The organism is Paenibacillus sp. PCH8, assembly GCF_002968835.1.
In the GTDB taxonomy this organism is placed as follows: Bacteria; Bacillota; Bacilli; order Paenibacillales; family Paenibacillaceae; genus Paenibacillus.
Genome location: NZ_PKQK01000002.1, coordinates 302,235 through 321,325 on the forward strand (window position 1 = coordinate 302,235; position 19,091 = coordinate 321,325).

Genomic DNA, 19,091 nt, shown 5'->3' on the forward strand with positions numbered 1-19,091 from the left:
GTATACGACAAATCTTTGGAAACCAAAAGTAAAGGAGACGATTATGCAAAACTGGATAACCGATTTCATGGAACAATACGGCTACATAGGCATCGCACTCATTATTGCTCTTGAGAACGTATTCCCTCCGATTCCATCCGAAATTATCTTGCCGTTTGGCGGATTCATGACGACCTATACCAGTCTCACTCTCCCCGGTGTTATTATTGCCGCAACCATCGGCTCCGTTCTTGGTGCTGTCGTTCTGTATGGTATCGGACTGCTCATTGACGTCGAACGTCTGGAGAAAATTGTGGAACGCTGGGGACATATTCTCCGCATCAAAAAAGAGGATATTCATCGTGTCGATGCATGGTTTGACAAATATGGCATGTGGACCGTATTGTTCTGTCGAATGGTTCCCCTTGTCCGCAGTCTCATCTCCATTCCTGCCGGCATGTCCAACATGAAATTTGGTTTATTCCTTCTCTTTACAACCATTGGTACACTGATCTGGAATGTGATTCTCGTCTCGGTTGGTGCGGCACTTGGCGCATCCTGGGAAAGTATTCTACACTTTATGGACGTCTATTCCATTGTGGTGTACATCATTCTGGCGATTATTGTAATCGGGTTTATCATCTGGTGGATCAGACGTAGCAACAAGCAGAAATAAAAAATGATAGATTAATAAATGAAGCCTCCTCACCACCGTTTCGTGGTTAAGGAGGCCTCTTCATATCACCCGTTTATGTCATCACGTTACCGTTCATCTTCATATCGCATTTCTTGACCTTTAAGATCGATAGCCAGACCGGATACCAGCATGTACATCTGTTCAGCGTGTGTCTGTAGCACCCGATTAACCGAGGCCATTCTCGCTGTGAAGATTCGTTCTTCTTCGGTAGGGTACAATGTACCATGCATTTCATTCGTAATCACAAGCAGCTTCCCCTGATAAGACAATAATGCATCCAGCAAGTGTTGTGTCTCTGAACGCTGGTGATCCAGATCCGCTGTTGCCCTGAAACTGGCAGCCATCCACGAGGTCAGACTGTCTACAATTACAACGCGCTGATCCGCCAAAAACAGATTGGACTCCCTATTAATCTGGGTGATCACCTCTGTCAGATGCTGACCGTTCCCGGCCTGAATGGCACGATAATGAGCGGATGGCAATTCGGGAATAACGGGATCATGATCACCTGTGGATAAATATACGCCCTCTCGGCTAATCCCGGCTGCGTAATGCAGAGCAAACCGGGTTTTACCACTACCTATGCCGCCTGTGACCGTAATCAACAATCCGCTTCCCTCCTTCCAAAGCCATTCTGTATTTCTTTTACTCCGTTAGCGCCTTCAGCACTTTCTTGGATTCTTCGACATTGGAAGCAGACACTGGAATCGTGGCGAATAGATTGTTCGCAGCGTATTCTACATCTTTAAACATCTGCATATCTTCAAGGGGAATGCCGTAAAGATGTGATTCTTGCTTAACATCTGAACCTCCATTTCCTTCACCTTTTTCCACCAATACTCCACCCTCGAATACACCACGTTCATACTTCTTGGGATCAAAAGTATCATCCAGTGGAACGTTGGACCCGTTTTTTCCGTACTGCTTCATATCAGATTCAGGCAGGATAAAGATATCATGTCCTCCAGCCGCATACTCTACCATAATTTTCTGAACATCATACATCGCACTGGTGATCACTTCCACCTTGGGTTCCTCTCCCAGCTTCTGTTGCAGATTGGCCTGCAACTGCTCTGAGATTACAGATGGATTCCCCTGGTTATCGATGATGAAAACGGAAAAACCGTCTTTACCTCCACAACCCGCAAGCAGAAAAATCACAGAAATGATCGCAGTAAGCCCAAAAAACCTCTTCATTCAAGTTCCCCCTTTAGTCTCCTATGTCCAATATATCACAATTGTTCCACGCAAAAAAATAACCAGACTTAATGAGGGATGCCGATTGCTTTATATACAAAAAAGAAGACCCTCTCAGGTCTCCATTTCAAACTCGATTCGTAACGTTTCAATCCAGCAAAAAACATTATTTGGCCTTAATCGGGTTAGCCTTCATATATTCATTAATCTTTAAATCCAGCAAAATGCTGATTTCAATTACAATATCGGATGTGAATGATTTCTCTTCGAGGAAGATCTGTTCCATTTTGCGACGTAGCATATGAATCTCATCTTCCAAGGAAATGTCATGCAAAGATGCGTTATCAGGTTTCACCGACCATCGGTCGCCATGATCGCCTTCTGCCAGATAGTGCCCACGATTAGTCGGTAAATCATATTCAACACAAAACAAAGCCAACCCCTCCTTGGAAAAATGGTTTCCAAATATAAGAAAACTTATTTCAAATTGAAATTATATCACAATATTTTGTAAAAGAAAGATATTTTTTCTAATGTTACCCATGTCACACCTGTAAAAAGCCTCTATTTAAGTATTAACCCTCTTTTTGTACTTTGTAAACGAAGTTTCCGATTCGTTCCAAAGCTTCATTCAATTGGGTTACAGAAGTAGCATAGGAGCAACGTAAGAAACCTTCACCTTGAGGGCCAAAAACATTCCCCGGAACCGCTGCAACTTTATGATCCGTTAACAATCGCTCAGCAAACAGATCGGAACTCATGCCTGTCTTTTGAATACTCGGAAATGCATAGAATGCTCCCTGGGGTTCGTGACAATCGAGTCCAATATCCCGGAATCCCTGTACAATTAATCGTCTGCGCTGATTATACGATTCCACCATCCGGTCTTTCTCACCCAAACCGTTCGTCAATGCCTCAAGAGCGGCAACCTGACCCATGGCCGGTGCACACATAACCGTGTACTGATGGATCTTGAGCATGGCTGCAATAAGCTCTGGATGACCACACATGTACCCAATCCGCCACCCTGTCATGGCAAAAGCCTTGGAGAACCCGCTTACCAGAATGGTCCGCTCCTTCATATCAGGAATGGCTGCAAAGCTGACATGCTTTTGCGTATAGGTCAATTCAGCGTAAATTTCATCTGCGATCACAATCAGATCGTGTTTTTTGATCACTTCAGCAATAGGCAACCATTCTTCATACGTCATGATGGCCCCTGTCGGATTACTTGGATAACACAGAATTACCACTTTCGACTTCGGTGTGATGCCTGCTTCAAGCGCTTCAGCCGTCAACTTGAACTCATCTTTCGCATAGGTTTCAACACCAACGGGGATGCCTCCACCGATGGAAGCGATTGGTGAGTAAGCCACATATGAAGGTTCAGGAATGAGAATCTCGTCTCCAGGTACAATTAATGCACGTAAGGCCAGATCAATCGCTTCACTGCCACCAACAGTAACAATGATCTCATCCTTGGGATCATATTTAGTATTAAACTGAGTATCCAGATAATCGCTGATGGCTTCTCTCAGCTTTGGCATCCCTGCGTTAGATGTGTAACTGGTCATGCCTCTTTCCAGTGAGTATACACAGGCTTCACGCACATGCCAAGGTGTAACAAAATCGGGTTCACCCACACCTAATGTAATAATATCCTTGTTGTCTCCAACCAGATCAAAGAACTTGCGTATTCCGGATGGAGGTATCTGCTGCACGAGGGGTGCCAGATAAGATGTCATTTTCTTGTTGTTCCCAGTTGTCTGTTCATTCACTATCATGACACATCTTCCTTTACGGCGAGATCATGAGACGGTTGTCTTCCTGATGGTCTTCAAAGATAATCCCGTCCTGCTTATATTTTTTAAGAATAAAATTGGTTTTGGTTGAGAGCACCGAATCAATAGGAGACAGCTTCTCTGATACAAAGTTAGCGACTTCGCGCAGGTTGCCACCTTCCACTTCAACGAGCAGATCGTATGCACCTGACATGAGATATACGGACTTCACTTGCGGATACAGATAAATGCGTTCGGCAATGCCTTCGAAACCACGACCACGCTCCGGCGTGATCTGTACCTCAATCAGAGCCGTTACTTTCTCATCATCAATTTTGCTCCAGTTCACGACGGTTGCGTATTTCACGATAACGTGGTCTTGCTCCAGCTGTGCCACGGCGTTCTTGATCTTGTCTTCCGACTCCCCCAGCAGCGTCGACAGCAGTGCGGGAGTCCTTCTCGCGTCTTCCTTCAACAGATCCAGAACTTTTAATTGCAGATCGTTCAAATCCTTCATGGGTTTTCCCTCCAGCGTCATCCAGGTTCCTGAAAATGAATTAATACTTATATTACATGAATTTAACGTTCATGCAAAGACAAAAGACCGCCTGCCCTGAATTCAGGCAAGCGGTGGTATGGTCTTGCTTAGCCGAGTGCTTCAAACCCCTTTTCCACAGGTTACATGTAATAAGGGTTACCGTAATTCGGCTGATGTTGAGATACATTAGGAGCCTGGCTGTATGGACTGTTCTGCGTATTCTTTTCCTGAATGAATTGCTGACATTTCTGTTGAACCTGATGTGCGGATTGAATTTGCTTGTCCACATCCTGCCGAAGTGCCTTGGTAGAAACTGCGTACATGTTGTTTTGCTGCATCAGGTTAAACAATTCACCTTGCAATCTTAATGTATCGTTCGTCAACTCACTGAACATTCTACGAATCGTGGGGCAGGCCGCTTCCGTAGTTGCTGTTGTATACTCGCGTGAAGTTCGTCTTAAATCTGCAAGAATCGACTTTAGCAAATCCTGTTCTTGCATGAAATTTCCACCAGATGACAAAGATTGAGTGTACATGTGTTTTCCTCCTATACGTTAGTATGGCTTACGATTGTGTAGAACATTACTGGGATTGGGAAGGTGCAAGAGATTGATGTTGATGCAATGATTGGATCAGCGTGTTCAAGTGTTGTTCATGTGCGCGGACATATTGATTCAACGCTTGTTGAATCTGTGGTTGCTGTGATATGGAAGCTGTGGCTGCACATTGTTTGATCAACATTTCCTCGTTTGAAATGGAGTCCGCAATATAATTCAATTCCTTGGGGCTCAGTGGTTGCATTTGTGAACTTTGCATGTACGTCTGACCTCCTTAACCTAAAGTTTATGCGAATATATTGTTACCCTTTCCTGAAAAAGTATACCCATGTTATTACAAAGGAGATGTTTCTAATGGATCTGGTCTATGGCACACCTTTTTGGCCTTCCACTTTTAATACGAATTCCAACTATCCCCTCTGCAAACCGACATCTCTTGTGACTGCCTCATCATCGGTGGTGGCATGGGGGAGCACTGACTTCGAAGCTGCTCACGGAGCAGGGTGTTAACACGGTTGTGATTGATAAGCGAGAGATTGCCCATGGCAGCAGTTCTGCCAATACGGGCCTTTTGCAGTACACCAATGACAAGACGCTGACCTCATGTATCAACACTTTTGGTGAATCCACAGGTGTACGTTTTTATGAGCTTTGTCGCAAAGCCATGAAACAGCTTGCACAGATAGTAGACAGTCTGGACACAGACCCTTGGTTTATTCCACGAACAAGTCATTGTTTTGCAAGCAGTGATGCTGATGTTGCTCTGCTAGAGAAAGAATGTCAGACGCTAAAGCGCTACGGTTTTGAAGCTGAACTGTGGACTTCCGACAAAATAAGAACACATTTTCCCTTCACCAAACCCGCCGCACTGTATACGACGGGAGATGCAGAAGTGAATCCCTATCGATTTGTTCATGCCTTGTTTGAATCCGCCAACAAGTTTGGAGCAAGAATCTATGGTCAGACCGAAATGATACACTGTGAATTCGATGACCATGGTGTGTTGTGTCACACTTCCTATGGAAAAATCCGTGCCAACAAGGTCATCTTTGCTGCCGGTTATGAGACACAGGACATAAAAAAAGATCGCGGAGCCTATTTGCAGACCACCTATGCGATCGCTACCAAACCGTTGCCTGATCTTGAGGAATGGTATGAGCACAGCATGATTTGGGAAACAGCGCGCCCTTACCTATACATGCGAACAACACCAGACGGAAGAATCATCGCAGGTGGTTTGGATGAAGTAACGCCCAAGGAGGACCAACGGGAAATACGGGCAAGGCACCGGGGAGATGCGCTCTTGGAAGAGGTCCGCTCCTATTTCCCACTAGATGGTCTTGAAGTCGACTATGCCTGGGGTGCCGTCTTTGGTAGTACTCATGATGGTCTCCCGTTGATCGGCCCACATCCTGATTATCCGCATTCATACTTTGTGGAAGGGTATGGGGTAACGGAACCGTATACAGCATGATTGCGGCCTCCCTGATTGTCGATGCCATTCGTGGCAAGCATAATCATGATATGGATATCTTCTCTCTCACAAGAACAAGCAAACCATCTCCTGTGTAACCTTTAAATGGAGCAACAAAAAAACAGGGTACAATACAAGGAAAGTGATCTCTTTCCCGGTACTGTACCCTGTTTGTCATTGAACATTTGCTAAGCTGTGGGCTCTTACCCCTCGGATTGAATCAATAATTTACGCATAAAGATCCAGCCAATCAGCGGAAAAGCACCGAGCACAATAATAAGCCAGGTTAGCATATGCAAGGACGGCGTATTCATGACTGTCACAATAAATACGGCCAATCCGAAGAGTCTGCCGAACATCAGGCATAATTCTCTCAAAACGACAAGTTCAACCCTTTTCTCCACATTTTCGCCGCTCGTGCCCATCATGTCGAATCCCGCCGAAATCATTGGTAGAATATATAACGGCATCGCGAGAGCACTTCCAACTCCCATGATTAACAGCGTACCATAGGTCACTTTCCAGAGAAGAGGAAGCAGCACGATCAAAAGGATTACTGCACCTGCTAACATACCTGTTGATCTGTATTGTGGTTTGAACCATTTGCCTGCTGCCCAATAACTTACAAGAGCTACTGCTGAAGTAATAAGGGAGAACTGCCCTAATTTATACTCCTGTGCGGTGGCCACGTACACGAGTAACGCAATGAGGAAGGCAAAGACACCTTCTCGCGCACCCTGAGCGAACAAACCCAGGGCAAGTGTCCTCCAGGGACTCTTCGGTTTAGATAGTTGTCCCCAAGGTTCAGTCCAGCGGTATATACCGCTTACCTTTCTTTTTTTGAGAAAAAAACTAAAAACTACTGCGATGATATAGACGACCAGCGACACCGTAAATATGAGTCGATATCCCGTGTTGTCTGTCATTCGGGAAATAATCAGACCGGAGAACCACGGTCCTATGATTCCTGTCATGGAGCCAAGTAATCCAACCCAGCCATTGAATAGATCCCTGTTCTCCCGATCCGTTATTTCAAAATACACCACATTAAATGCGATCCAGAATAGCCCCAGAGCAGAGCCTAGTAGTATGCCCAAAGGCCAAATCCAGTCCACAGCCTTGGAACCAGTCCAAAGGACCATCATATAGAAAATTCCAGACAGTGCAGTACCCAGTCGTAGCGCACTCATTTTATTGTGTTCCTTGACCCATTTGCCAGCAAGCCAGAACGTGAGTCCAATGGCCAGTTGCTGACTGATGGTGAACCAACCCAACATGGCATAATCCGGCCGACTTTTCCACAAAAATACATTCAAAAAGGTTCCCGACAACGCTCCGGCTAACGCAAACAATCCATTCACGCCCAAAAGCAGAATGGATTGTCGGCCCAAAGAAATCTTCATCTGCTCCTCCTTCATCCACCTGGAAGTGAAACGTATTCAGGCAGGTCTTAGGGTTAACGTGCCCCAAGCAAGAAGAAACCATGATGAGTTCTCAGGATTACTATGAATTTGTATCCCATCTCAGGAATGCTTATTTTTGTGCGCTCAGGTTCTGAATCAGACGCAGACGATCATCCTCAGACAGACTGTATTGAACTTGGAAACATCCTGAGCAGATATAAGTTAACACTGTAAAAGGTGAGGGCAATAACGCCCCTTCCCCTGAAACGGCATTAGTCACAGGCGTGAATGTATCTTGTGTTGCGGCTTGTGTACCTGCAAGAATCATGAATTCTCGACAGTTCGGACACTCTGGTACTTCTTCCTGATGGTCAAGTTGCTTCTGCACACCTTGCTCATACTGAATCAGATCGTTCCCTTCATCCGCATACTTCGTTAATGTACGCAATTCTGGCAATTTGAGTTCGACCTCATCCCCCCACAGTGCTGAGAGGTCTGTAGTCTGCTCTGTATCGGTTGCATCATCTAAATCATAGATGTCATCCTCGGCTTCATCGTTCTCTTCATCACCGATGTTGATGTTAAGTGTACGATATCCCTTCAATTCATTATGGCAGTAGGGACATTCTTCTTCAGGACCGAGTTCCTCATCCCATACAATCTCCATGTGACACCAAGGGCATACTGTTGGTTCCATATTCAATCAACCTTTCTCATTCTCAAATAGTTATGTGTTAATCACATAGATAATGCCGATGGCAAAGAACACAATCGATGCCGCAAACAGAATCCGTATCAATATTTTCATGACCGGTCCCCCTAGATAATGCTCGCGCCAATAACAAACGACAACGAGACGGAAATAATCATGGATATCAATCCGACAGCTCGGTTATCCGCTTCAATCTCCTTATCGATGGAGAACACGGGTGTCAGGAATTCGAACAAAAAATAGGCAATGAGCAAAAGGATGAATCCTACAAATGACCATGTCATGGCTTCATATACCGAAGATTTGGCCTGTATGCAGAAGCGCAGTACGTTGCAAATCCCGAAGATTTTACCTCCTGTGGCCATCGCAACTGCCACATTGCCTTTTTTGATCTCAGTCCAGCATTTATATTTCGTCACCAATTCGAAGCAAGCCAAAAATACAAGCAACTCCATAATCGCTACCGAGAAAAAACCGAGTACCATCCCCAAGGGATGAGACAGCAATTGGTCAATGCTTTCTTTCACTCACCGTTCCCCTCTCTCCATCTGCGACCTTAACGAAATAAGGCAACAGAATATCATTGATTCATGGTTCGGCTATTCCAATTCTGCGACGGTCACACCGTTCCCGCCTTCTCCGTAATTGCCCAGCCGGTAACTCTTAATATGTTTATGCTTGCGCAGGTAATCCTGAATACCGGAACGCAAAATTCCTGTACCTTTACCATGAATAATATAAACTTGGCCCAGGTTGGCGAGGAAAGCTTCATCAATGAAACGATCTGTCTCCATTAGAGCCTCTTCCAGGTTCGTTCCGCGCAGATCCAGCTCGCTCTTCACATTGTCATCACGCGTGCGTTTCATGCCCGTTACCGGTTTTTGCTTAGGCTTGTCTGTGGAAGCAGATTGCTTCAGTTCCAGGTCATCCAGGGATACTTTCATTTTCATAATCCCCAATTGCACCATGGCGTCTTTGCTACCAGACAACTCCACAACATGCCCTTTTTGATTCAAACTATAGACGAGTACTTCATCACCAGGACCGATAGCACGAGTCTTTGGTGCTGTTGCCGTCTTCTTGACTGTCTTCTTGCGTCTTTCCGGTTCGGCTTCATCCAGCTGCTTGCGGGCGGCAATGAGTTTGTGCTCCTTCACGGAAGCACCTTCTTCCATAGCCAACTGACGGAGATCGGTTATAATCTTCTCTGCCTCTGCGCGAGCCTTGTCCACAATGCTCCGTGCATCTTCTTCCGCTTTTTCAATCCGACGATCACGCTGCTGTTCCAGCTTGTCCAATTCGGTCTGATGACGACTACGTAATTTCTCCATATCTTGGCGAAGACTCTCCGCCTTCTCACGCTCTTGTTCGGCCGTAAGTCGATTCTCTTCAAGAGACGCAATCATGTGCTCGATCCGTTGATCCTCTTCCTTCACTTCGCCACGGGCGTAGTCAAGAATGTAACGCGGCAATCCCAGCCGTTCTGCAATGGCAAATGCATTACTCCGTCCAGGTACACCAACCAGAAGACGATATGTCGGGCTCAGCGTATTGATGTCAAATTCCATACTGGCATTAATGACGCCTTTGCGCTCATATGCGTATGCTTTCAGTTCACTGAAATGGGTTGTTGCGACCATACGACATCCCGTTCGGTGCATATGTTCCAGCATGGAGATCGCCAGGGCAGAGCCTTCAGCCGGGTCTGTCCCTGCTCCGAGTTCATCCAGTAATATCAGGCTTTTTGGAGTCATATTTTTCAGGATTCGAATAATGTTCGTCATGTGACTGGAGAAGGTACTCAGATTCTGCTCGATACTCTGCTCGTCGCCAATATCTGCATAGATCGCATCAAATACACATAGCTGACTGCCATCTTCTGCCGGAACGAATAAACCCGACATCGCCATCAAGCTTAGTAATCCAATCGTTTTGAGCGTAACCGTCTTACCACCCGTATTCGGACCAGTCACGATTATGGATGTGTAATCATTGCCCAGCTCAATATCAATTGGGACCACATTTTCGATCGGAATCAGTGGATGCCGTCCTTTTTTGAGCTTGAGGAATCCGCGGTCATTCATGCGGGGTAATGTTGCTTTCAACTCACGAGCCAGACGTGCTTTGGCAAAGATAAAATCAAGGGAGCCTAGCAAGTCGACATCATACAGAAGCCATTCTCCCTGTTCACTGACAAGTGCCGTCAATTTTTGCAAAATAACTTCGATCTCGCGTTCTTCCCGTATCCGGGTCTCGCGCAACTTGTTGTTCATTGCGACAATGGATTCCGGCTCAATGAACAAAGTCGCACCCGAACCGGATTGATCATGTACGATCCCGCCGAAGTACGAACGATATTCTGATTTGACCGGGATAACAAAACGGTCTCCTCTAATGGTAACGAGCTGATCCTGCAACATCTTGGATACGGTAGAGGATCGAATCATGGAATCCAGTTTCTCGCGAATCCGCGCTTCTCCGCCACGCAATTCACGACGAATCTGCGCCAGCGTTATGCTTGCGCTGTCTGCAACTTCAGCATTATCGTCAATACAGATTCGAATCGCATCCTCGAGCGTCTTCTGTTCTGACAGTTGATCACTAATATAGAACAAGGATTCGATGGTCTCGTCTTCATGTAGCGTGTCAATCTGGCGTTTCAATCGCCGTGCAGCAAAAGTGGTATTCGATATGCCCAGAAGTTCATGAGGATTAAGTGTTCCTCCGATTTCAGCACGTTTGATGGAAGCCGTGATATCTACAATTCCTCCAAAAGAAGGTGAGCCCTTCAGGCGATCAAATGTAAATGCTTCGTCGGTCTGCTGGAGCAAACGCTTCACTTCTTCTAGTTCACTAATCGGTTCGAGTTGCTCCGCTTTCTTCTTGCCCATCGTCGTCTGAGCAAAGCTAAGCAATGTATTTAAAATTTTGCGATATTCCAGGGTGTGTAAAATCTTCGTGTCCAAGTGTACAACTCCTTCCAAACTATATCTGTATTATAACGAAAGAAACTTTCTTGCGCTATTTAACGAATCCTTCCACACATAACTTCAACCATAGCACCACAAACTACAGGTGTCAGGATTGTGCAACCTCTCCATGCACATGGAGTTGTCCTGCTCAATTCAATCCGAATATAAGGAGGTAAACACCATGAATTTCCTGGGACATGTCGTGCGATTTATCATCGCCGCAATTGTATTAATGGTGGTCAGCTGGATCGTTCCCGGATTCGCCGTTGGTGGCTTCTGGAGCGCGCTGTTGCTTGCTCTTGTCATTGCCCTAATCGGCTGGATCGTGGAAGGTATCTTCGGCAAAAGGGTCAACCCGTTTGGTCGCGGTATTGTCGGATTTATCGTTAGCGCACTCGTGATTTGGCTTGGTCAATATGTTGTTGATCATGTTGAAGTCAGCCTGCTCGGTGCCATTCTGGCCGCACTGGTTATCGGGATTATCGATCTCTTCATTCCTGTAGCCACTCCTTTTGACGCTGGAAGAAGCTCCAAAAGCTGATCTCCGACTCTCCTTGCCCTCTCCAATGTGTTCACCTAAACCTCTGAAGGCCTGTGCCTGAAGAGGTTTTTTTCATTCGGTTAGCCCGATCTTTCCACCGATACGTACAATTTTCAAAAAAACGACATATGCAGCGTGTACAGGCATCCACATAGTGCGGTATGATGACTTGAGCAATCATTCAAATTTTATCCATACCACGCTTAAGGAGGCATATGATGAAGAAAGGCATATCATGGCTGGTCGCTTGTATGTTAATCCTGGTCCTCGCTGCATGCGGAGGTACGAATCAATCCGCAGACTCTGACAGCAACGGGTCCGATGCTGGAGTTAAAGCCAGCGAAGAACTGGTTATCAAGGCAAGCAACTACGAATTCGATCAACCCGAGTACCATCTTAAAAAAGGTGTCCCGGTTAACATTGTCTATGAAAATGTAAACGGAAATCACGGCATGCTTGTGCCTGAGCTTAATCTTCAGCTCGACACTCAGAAGAATTCCAAAGTCATTACCCCGGACAAAGTCGGTGTATTTGAAATGTCCTGTTCGGTCTTCTGCGGTTCGGGTCATAGCAGCATGATCTCCAAAATTATCGTTGAAGAATAGCATTCAAGACAAGGAGCCCCCGTAGTGACGGGAGCTCTTTCTTTTAGTATAACAAATTGTGCAAGAGTGTGCTGATTAGCACCTGATCCGACAGGAACATTCCACTAGGTCTGGTCCTGCTCAATCAGTTCAATCCATTCGTTATATTCCGTCTGCAATTTCGTATATTCATCATGCAACTGACGATAATCCGTGTTCAGTTGCTCTGCCTTTTCCTGTTCCATTTCACGTTCAACCTGCAACAGACGCAATTGATTAGCCGCGAGTTCGTAACGTTCTCCCATTTCAAGCAAATCATGTTCCATCGTTTGCTTCTCTTCGATCGCCTCTGCACGTAGCTTGTCCAGTTGCTGTCGCTCTTGCTCCAATCCCTCCAGCATCTCGCTACTTGCGGCACTTTCTCTCTGCCATACCGTCAGTTCATTCTCAAGTGCAGCCCAGCGTTCCTGCCAAGATTGCTCTTGAGCAGCCCATTCATCTGCGCGACGTTGCCACACCTGGTCGTTCTGCTCTGCCTGTTCAACTCTGGAACGGAGTTCTTCTTCGCGTCTGTTCATCTGCTCCAGACTGGATGATAACTCGCCCTGTCTGACTGACAGTTCTTCATGCTTGATCTGCCACTCTAACGCTTCTTCCTCGGTCCGGGCTAACTGACTCGCCTGCTCCGTGTAGCGCTCTGAAAGTTTCTCTGCAGATTGTCGTGCTTCTTCAAGCGCACTCGCGATCTCTTGCTTCTCCGAATTCAGTTCATCCAGCGTGGAGATGTAGTTCTCTTCCCGCTGTAATGCATCACTGTAATCATTACGGATTTGCTTATAAGTATCCTGAAGCCGGTTCAGTTCTTCCCGAACGACATTCAACTCATCTTCAAGCTGGTGACGTTTCTCTTCCAGAAGTTCTGCTGTTTTCTCATAATGAACAGCCTCTTCATTGTAGCGACGGGACTCTTCCTTAACCACCGACAACTCGTCATGAAGGGATTGTACACCAGACTCAAGCGTTTCATTCTGCTCGACAGCTTCGAGAATCTGATTCTCCAAGTCACCTATTTCAGCCAAACGCTGCTCCGAAAGGTTTTTCCAGGAGTGCTCACTCTCCGTAAGTGTGCTGATCTCATTTTGCAATGTACGAACTGCAGCATGAGCCTGTTCCAGCACTTTATGAAGTCTGCGTTGTTCTTCTTCCGATTTCGTTTCTGTCGCCTGAAGCTGTTGAATCTCTTGTTCAAGCTGCGAATGTTGCTCCTGAAGCTTGCGCACTTGAGCAGTAAGAGAGGCTTCACGCTCCACCGTCTCGTTATACTGTTGCTGCCATTGCTGCTGTGCTTCACGCGATTGCTGGAGAGCCTGCTCCGTCTCACGAAGTTGCTCCTGAAGCTCAGTACTGTGCTCTTTCAATTGTCCCAGTTGCTGCTGAAGTTCAGCGATCCGGCGAGCCTGAGCTTCCTTCTCCTGTATACGTACACCCTGTTCTTGGCGTAATGTTTCGAGTTGACTGCGCTCCGTCTGAAGCAACTGTTCTTGCTCAGCAACCACTTCCTGTGCATGTTGGAGTTGACCCCGAACATCTCTCAGATGTTCTTCAACCTCCGTCAGACGGATCTCTGCCTGTGCTCGTTCTTCATCTAGCTGTTGCTTGATCTTGCCCCGCTCTTCTTGCAGCAAGGCTTCAGCTGCCGATGCGGCTTCTGTTGCCTGCGATGCTGCAGCTTCCTTCACTTGCTGCAATTGTTCCTCGTAGTCGGCTTCTTTCTCCATCCATTCGAGTTCTGACTGCTCGGATAAAGCCTTGAACTCCGCATTCAACTGATTCATCTGAGCCAGCCGTTTCTGCTCCTCTTGTTCCTGCAAGGCAATACGTTCCTGGTTTACCTGTTCTGTCAGAGCCTGTGTCTGTTCCAGCGCTTTTTCTTCAGCCTGCTGAAGACGTAGCTCCATCTGTTGCTGAAGTTTGTTATATCGGAGTTCCGCTTCTTCTTGCGTTTTCTTCAGTTGGGTCTCTGCCTGCTCCAATTCAGTCAGAATCGCAGATTCCGCTTCTTCCTTAGCTGTCTGAACCTGCTGCGCAGCTTGAGCTTCAATTGTACGACGTTCTGCAACGGCACGACTCTCCGCTTCTTTCAATTGAGCTGCAGTCTTGTCCTGCAATTCCTTGTATTGCGCAGCAGCTTTGGCCTGTACTTGCTGGAGTTCAGCTGCAGCACGGGTCTGAACTTCTTTAAGTTGTGTCGCAGCCTGGGTTTGTGCTCCTTTAAGCTGGTTAGACGCTTTTTCTTCCAGCTCTTTCAGTTGCCTCATTCCCTTGGCTTCTGCTTCCTTGAGTTGTGCCGCCGCTTGAGCCTGCAATTTTTGCACCTGCTCTGCTGCCTTGACTCGCTCTTGTTCCAACTGCTTATTCAGCTTGGCTAGTTCTGCTTGGTTGTGCGTTTCGGCCTTTTGCAAAGCCTGTTCAGCTTCAAGCTTCCCTTTTTGCAACGCTGCAAGAGCTTGATCACGACGTTCCAATTCTTGTTGATGTTCACTTTGTATGGCGGTTAACCGATTCAATTCGTTTCTTAGTTCTGTACGTTCTCCAGTAATCATCTTCAGTTCATTCCGAATTTCCTGAGTCTGAAGAGACTGCTCAGCCATATGTACAGCCGCCAGTACCGCAATCCGCGGTGTATCCAGACGGGAATTTTGCTTGGAGATGGCGCTCATACGATCATCTACCAGATTAGCTACTTGTTTCATATAGTCGGCACTGCTGCCGACGAGTTTATAGGAAGTCCCGTAGATCTCTACGGTGACGCGTGTACGATCAGGTGTAGTCACAGTTGTGCCCTCCTTCAAGTCTGTATGTTGATTCTAAGCTGTAATGACAAAAAAGTCACATCGGTCCTCTACTGCTAAGGATTCGATGTGACTTCAAACAATTCCTGCTATTCTTTGTTCAAAAAATGATCTTCTGTTCTATTTACGCAATTCCGCTCCAAATTGCTCTTCCAGACGAGCCACTACACGGGCATGAACTTCAGTAACTTCCTCATCGGTCAGTGTACGTTCGCGATTCCGATATACCAGTGCCATCGCTACACTCTTCTTATTTTCACCCAATTTGCTGCCTGTGAATATATCGAATACCTGTACGGTTTGCAGCAATTCACCCGCAGATTCACGAATGGTGCGCAGCATGTCTCCTGCTTCAATATCCTCGCTCACAACAACCGCAATATCACGTTCAACCGCCGGGAAACGCGGAAGTTCACGGTAACGAATGTCAGCATCAGCTTCACTGTAGATTGATTCGAGAGCAATTTCTGCGATGTACACATCATTCAGATCATATTGCTGTTGCAATTCGGGATGCAGTTGACCCAGCGTACCGATCAATTTGCCTTCACCGCCATCTTTTCCATCCAAATATACAGATGCAGATCGTCCCGGATGGAATCCTTCCGGGCTGTTCGCTACCCAGCGAATGCGTTGATTCAGACCCACATAGGCGAACAGATTCTCAAGTGCACCTTTCAGGTCGAAGAAGTCCACTTTCTCTGCTCCCACATTCCATTGCTGGGTTGCACGGTTGCCGGTGAGCAGAAGGCTCAATACTGGAATCTCATGAGGTTGCTTCGTCAACTGATCCTCTTCCGTGAAGAATACATTACCCACTTCGAATACAGCCAGTGAATCCTGTTTACGGTTCATGTTATACACGGCTGCATCCAGCATTTGCGGCAGAACACTCGTACGCAGCACACTGCGATCCTCACTCATAGGCATCGCAAGCTTCACAGCCTTGCTGCCTTGTGTCAATGCCGGGAACAGAGCCACTTTATCCGGATGTACAAAGGAATAGCTGATCATTTCCTGCCAGCCACTGCCTGACATCAACCCACGGATCGTGCGGCGCATTGCTTGAGAGCGTGTATATGCACCCGGAGTCGTTGGTCCTTCGATCCATGTCGTTGGAATGTTGTCATATCCATAAAGACGGGCAACCTCTTCAAACAGGTCCACATCCAGCGTTATATCACCTCGGCGGGTCGGCACTTCCACATCCAGCAATCCCTGTTCAGCATCACCACATGAGAAGTGCAAGCGAGCGAAGATCGTTTTCACCTCAAGCAACGACAGATCCGTTCCCAGATAACGATTCAGTCGCTCCAGCGACAATTGAATCACACGTTTCTCCGCAGCTTCAGCTCCAGCTTCCACGATTCCCTGGTGCACTTCCCCTTCAGCATAACGCTGAATCAATTCAGCGGCACGATCCAAAGCTGTAATGACCGCACCCGGGTCCACTTCTTTCTCAAAACGCATGCTTGCTTCGGAACGCAGCCCCAGTTGGCGCGACGTTTTTCGAACCGTTCCGCCGTCAAACTTGGCGGACTCCAGTAACAGATTCACGGTTCCTTCCGATACCTCAGAATTCTCGCCACCCATAACCCCAGCGATGGCTACCGGTTTCACGCCATCCGTAATGAGCAACATGTGCGGCTCCAGCTTCCGCTCTTGACCATCCAGCGTCACGATTGTTTCACCTTCATTAGCCATCCGCACTTCAATATGGCCTTTTTCCAGCTTATCCGCATCAAATGCGTGCAGCGGTTGACCATATTCCAGCATCACATAGTTCGTAATATCAACAATATTGTTGATTGGACGAACACTTGCAGCCATCAGTCGGTTTTGCATCCACAGCGGGGAAGCCCCGAGTTTGATCCCTTTTACATAACGAGCTGCATAGTGGCTGCATTGCTCGTGTGCCTGAATCTCCACAGAGATATAATTCGAAGCCGCATCTCCAACTTCAACCAGTTGATCTTTGGGATTCGGCAGCTTCACTTCACGACCCAGGATAGCACCGACTTCATAAGCCGCACCACGCATGCTGAGACAGTCGGAACGGTTCGGTGTCAGGTCCAGTTCAAGTACATGATCGTCGAGACCAAGAACCTGACTGATTGGCGTGCCAACCTCTGTCTGCTCTGGCAGCACGAGAATACCTTCCTGCTGATCTTTTGGCAGCAATTTATCATTCATGCCCAGCTCTTTGGCGGAACAGATCATGCCGAGGGATACCACACCGCGCAGCTTGGCTTTTTTGATATCCAATCCACCTGGAAGCTTCGCGCCAACCAGGGCTACAACTACCTTTTGCCCTGCGTCCACATTTTTCGCGCCACACACGATCTGCAGATCCTCTTCCTGACCGGCATCAATGATACATACATTGAGTTTGTCAGCATCCGGGTGTTTTTCCTTGCTTTTCACATAACCTACAACAACTTTATTCACACCCTTGTTGCGGTTTTCCACTACATCAATCTCGACTCCCGCGCGGGTGATTTTCTCAGCCAATTCCTGTGGCGTCACACCTTCAAGGGAAATATAATCAGACAGCCAATCTGTCGATACTCTCATGGACGTTCACTTCCTTAATCTATATATTTAGTGTTGCCGCTCAAGCACCCGAACGAATGATATAACATAGGTCATGGCTTGATCAGTTACTATCGTCAATCGTCAAAATTAAAGCCGTCCGAATTGCTTCAGGAAGGTCAGATCGCTGTTGTAGAAGTGACGGATATCATCAACACCATACTTCAGCATCGCGATACGCTCTACACCCATCCCGAATGCGAATCCACTGTACTTCTCAGGGTCATATCCACCCATTTCAAGCACTTTCGGGTGAACCATACCGCCGCCGAGAATTTCAAGCCAGCCTGTTTGCTTACATACTCTACAGCCGCTGCCGCCGCATTGTACACAAGTTACATCCACTTCCGCACTTGGCTCCGTGAACGGGAAGAAGCTTGGACGCAGACGAATTTCCGTGTGGGAACCGAACATTTCGCGTACGAATTGCAGCAAAGTTCCTTTCAGATCACTCATCCGAATATTCTCGCTGATGACCAATCCTTCAACCTGGTTGAACTGGAAAGAATGCGTTGCATCGTCGTCATCGCGACGGTACACTTTACCCGGACAAATCACTTTGACAGGCACTTCGCCTTTCATACTCTGCATGGTCCGTACCTGAACTGGTGACGTATGAGTACGCATCAGCAGATCTTCAGTAACATAGAAGGAATCCTGCATATCACGCGCCGGGTGATTCTTAGGCAGATTCAGTGCTTCAAAGTTGTAATAATCCATTTCCACTTCAGGACCTTCCGCAACACGATATCCCATACCGATGAAAATATCTTCGATTTCTTGTACCACTTTGGTCAGTGGGTGCAGTCCGCCTTGACGTCCACGACGTCCTGGCAGGGTCACATCAATTTTCTCGGATTGCAGACGCTTTGCCGTCTCTTCCTTCTGGAACTGCTCCTGCTTGCTGTCGATGACTTCCTCAATGGCACCACGTACATCATTGGCTACTTGACCAATAACTGGACGTTCCTCCGCACTAAGCGCACCCATGCCACGCAAAATTTCAGTCAAAGCACCCTTTTTCCCCAAATACTTCACACGCAGATCACTAAGCGTCTGCGGATCATTCACACCAGACAACTGCTCCAGTGCTTCGATCTTCAGTGCCTCTAAACGTTCTTTCATGTGTAATTGCCCCCTTTTTGTGGTGTTTTTGCAACAAAAAAAGGCCTTCTCTCCCCTGAAGGGACGAAAAGACCGTGGTACCACCCT

18 protein-coding genes are annotated in these 19,091 nt (G+C 47.0%); 4 read left to right on the forward strand and 14 right to left on the reverse strand.

What is annotated here, in order from left to right; genetic code table 11:
• Positions 1-43 precede the first annotated feature (43 nt).
• Positions 44-655 (forward strand): DedA family protein, encoded by a 612-nt coding sequence (locus C0Q44_RS13935; protein ID WP_105407926.1) that lies wholly within the window; start codon positions 44-46, stop codon positions 653-655.
• Positions 656-741: 86 nt separating this feature from the next.
• On the opposite strand, the gene C0Q44_RS13940 is transcribed toward C0Q44_RS13935, so the two are convergent.
• The 7 genes from C0Q44_RS13940 to C0Q44_RS13970 all read right to left on the reverse strand — a co-directional run bounded on the left by C0Q44_RS13940 (position 742) and on the right by C0Q44_RS13970 (position 5,008).
• Complete coding sequence (locus tag C0Q44_RS13940) at positions 742-1,284, reverse strand: bifunctional adenosylcobinamide kinase/adenosylcobinamide-phosphate guanylyltransferase (RefSeq protein ID WP_105407927.1); 543 nt, start codon at positions 1,282-1,284, stop codon at positions 742-744.
• 37 nt (positions 1,285-1,321) lie between these two features.
• Positions 1,322-1,873: a type 2 periplasmic-binding domain-containing protein gene (locus C0Q44_RS13945; RefSeq protein WP_105407928.1), complete on the reverse strand. Its 552-nt coding sequence runs from the start codon at positions 1,871-1,873 to the stop codon at positions 1,322-1,324.
• A gap of 166 nt (positions 1,874-2,039) precedes the next feature.
• Positions 2,040-2,261: an aspartyl-phosphate phosphatase Spo0E family protein gene (locus C0Q44_RS13950; RefSeq protein WP_181151045.1), complete on the reverse strand. Its 222-nt coding sequence runs from the start codon at positions 2,259-2,261 to the stop codon at positions 2,040-2,042.
• Between the two features lie 187 nt (positions 2,262-2,448).
• A complete protein-coding gene (locus C0Q44_RS13955; RefSeq protein WP_105407930.1) occupies positions 2,449-3,657 on the reverse strand; it encodes an aminotransferase class I/II-fold pyridoxal phosphate-dependent enzyme in 1,209 nt (402 codons plus the stop codon).
• 13 nt (positions 3,658-3,670) lie between these two features.
• Entirely contained in the window at positions 3,671-4,171 is a 501-nt protein-coding gene (locus tag C0Q44_RS13960) for an Lrp/AsnC family transcriptional regulator (protein WP_024628343.1), read from the reverse strand.
• Positions 4,172-4,332: 161 nt separating this feature from the next.
• Positions 4,333-4,728: a spore coat protein gene (locus tag C0Q44_RS13965; RefSeq protein ID WP_105407931.1), complete on the reverse strand. Its 396-nt coding sequence runs from the start codon at positions 4,726-4,728 to the stop codon at positions 4,333-4,335.
• A gap of 46 nt (positions 4,729-4,774) precedes the next feature.
• Entirely contained in the window at positions 4,775-5,008 is a 234-nt protein-coding gene (locus C0Q44_RS13970; protein WP_105407932.1) for a hypothetical protein, read from the reverse strand.
• 258 nt (positions 5,009-5,266) lie between these two features.
• Here C0Q44_RS13970 and C0Q44_RS13975 point away from each other — a divergent pair, with 258 nt between their 5' ends.
• Positions 5,267-6,223 carry an NAD(P)/FAD-dependent oxidoreductase gene (locus C0Q44_RS13975; protein WP_308737418.1) on the forward strand — a complete coding sequence of 319 codons (957 nt, stop codon included), beginning with the start codon at positions 5,267-5,269 and terminating at the stop codon, positions 6,221-6,223.
• A 203-nt stretch (positions 6,224-6,426) separates the two neighbouring features.
• On the opposite strand, the gene C0Q44_RS13980 is transcribed toward C0Q44_RS13975, so the two are convergent.
• The 4 genes from C0Q44_RS13980 to C0Q44_RS13995 form a co-directional block, all read right to left on the reverse strand.
• Positions 6,427-7,626 (reverse strand): MFS transporter, encoded by a 1,200-nt coding sequence (locus tag C0Q44_RS13980; protein WP_105407933.1) that lies wholly within the window; start codon positions 7,624-7,626, stop codon positions 6,427-6,429.
• Between the two features lie 130 nt (positions 7,627-7,756).
• Positions 7,757-8,323, reverse strand: coding sequence for a hypothetical protein (locus C0Q44_RS13985; RefSeq protein ID WP_105407934.1), 567 nt, complete (start codon positions 8,321-8,323; stop codon positions 7,757-7,759).
• 122 nt (positions 8,324-8,445) lie between these two features.
• Entirely contained in the window at positions 8,446-8,865 is a 420-nt protein-coding gene (locus C0Q44_RS13990; RefSeq protein WP_258166310.1) for a DUF350 domain-containing protein, read from the reverse strand.
• A gap of 72 nt (positions 8,866-8,937) precedes the next feature.
• Positions 8,938-11,304 (reverse strand): endonuclease MutS2, encoded by a 2,367-nt coding sequence (locus C0Q44_RS13995; RefSeq protein WP_105407935.1) that lies wholly within the window; start codon positions 11,302-11,304, stop codon positions 8,938-8,940.
• A 187-nt stretch (positions 11,305-11,491) separates the two neighbouring features.
• Here C0Q44_RS13995 and C0Q44_RS14000 point away from each other — a divergent pair, with 187 nt between their 5' ends.
• Positions 11,492-11,851 (forward strand): phage holin family protein, encoded by a 360-nt coding sequence (locus C0Q44_RS14000; protein ID WP_105407936.1) that lies wholly within the window; start codon positions 11,492-11,494, stop codon positions 11,849-11,851.
• Between the two features lie 218 nt (positions 11,852-12,069).
• On the forward strand, positions 12,070-12,456 hold the full coding sequence (locus C0Q44_RS14005) for a cupredoxin domain-containing protein (protein WP_105407937.1): 387 nt from the start codon (positions 12,070-12,072) through the stop codon (positions 12,454-12,456).
• A 104-nt stretch (positions 12,457-12,560) separates the two neighbouring features.
• Here C0Q44_RS14005 and C0Q44_RS14010 read toward each other — a convergent pair whose 3' ends face one another.
• From C0Q44_RS14010 to pheS, 3 genes are all read right to left on the reverse strand, one after another.
• A complete protein-coding gene (locus C0Q44_RS14010; RefSeq protein WP_105407938.1) occupies positions 12,561-15,269 on the reverse strand; it encodes a hypothetical protein in 2,709 nt (902 codons plus the stop codon).
• 138 nt (positions 15,270-15,407) lie between these two features.
• Positions 15,408-17,861 carry a phenylalanine--tRNA ligase subunit beta gene (gene pheT / locus C0Q44_RS14015; protein WP_105407939.1) on the reverse strand — a complete coding sequence of 818 codons (2,454 nt, stop codon included), beginning with the start codon at positions 17,859-17,861 and terminating at the stop codon, positions 15,408-15,410.
• A gap of 108 nt (positions 17,862-17,969) precedes the next feature.
• Positions 17,970-19,004 (reverse strand): phenylalanine--tRNA ligase subunit alpha, encoded by a 1,035-nt coding sequence (gene pheS / locus C0Q44_RS14020; protein ID WP_105407940.1) that lies wholly within the window; start codon positions 19,002-19,004, stop codon positions 17,970-17,972.
• Positions 19,005-19,091 lie beyond the last annotated feature (87 nt).

What these genes read in the sequence shown, in the direction of transcription:
- C0Q44_RS13935 (WP_105407926.1), top strand. Translation starts at nt 44, where the DNA reads ATGCAAAACTGGATAACCGATTTCATGGAACAATACGGCTACATAGGC.
- C0Q44_RS13945 (WP_105407928.1), bottom strand. Translation starts at nt 1,873, where the DNA reads ATGAAGAGGTTTTTTGGGCTTACTGCGATCATTTCTGTGATTTTTCTG.
- C0Q44_RS13955 (WP_105407930.1), bottom strand. Translation starts at nt 3,657, where the DNA reads ATGATAGTGAATGAACAGACAACTGGGAACAACAAGAAAATGACATCT.
- C0Q44_RS13960 (WP_024628343.1), bottom strand. Translation starts at nt 4,171, where the DNA reads ATGAAGGATTTGAACGATCTGCAATTAAAAGTTCTGGATCTGTTGAAG.
- C0Q44_RS13965 (WP_105407931.1), bottom strand. Translation starts at nt 4,728, where the DNA reads ATGTACACTCAATCTTTGTCATCTGGTGGAAATTTCATGCAAGAACAG.
- C0Q44_RS13970 (WP_105407932.1), bottom strand. Translation starts at nt 5,008, where the DNA reads ATGCAAAGTTCACAAATGCAACCACTGAGCCCCAAGGAATTGAATTAT.
- C0Q44_RS13980 (WP_105407933.1), bottom strand. Translation starts at nt 7,626, where the DNA reads ATGAAGATTTCTTTGGGCCGACAATCCATTCTGCTTTTGGGCGTGAAT.
- C0Q44_RS13985 (WP_105407934.1), bottom strand. Translation starts at nt 8,323, where the DNA reads ATGGAACCAACAGTATGCCCTTGGTGTCACATGGAGATTGTATGGGAT.
- C0Q44_RS14000 (WP_105407936.1), top strand. Translation starts at nt 11,492, where the DNA reads ATGAATTTCCTGGGACATGTCGTGCGATTTATCATCGCCGCAATTGTA.
- C0Q44_RS14005 (WP_105407937.1), top strand. Translation starts at nt 12,070, where the DNA reads ATGAAGAAAGGCATATCATGGCTGGTCGCTTGTATGTTAATCCTGGTC.
- pheT (WP_105407939.1), bottom strand. Translation starts at nt 17,861, where the DNA reads ATGAGAGTATCGACAGATTGGCTGTCTGATTATATTTCCCTTGAAGGT.
- pheS (WP_105407940.1), bottom strand. Translation starts at nt 19,004, where the DNA reads ATGAAAGAACGTTTAGAGGCACTGAAGATCGAAGCACTGGAGCAGTTG.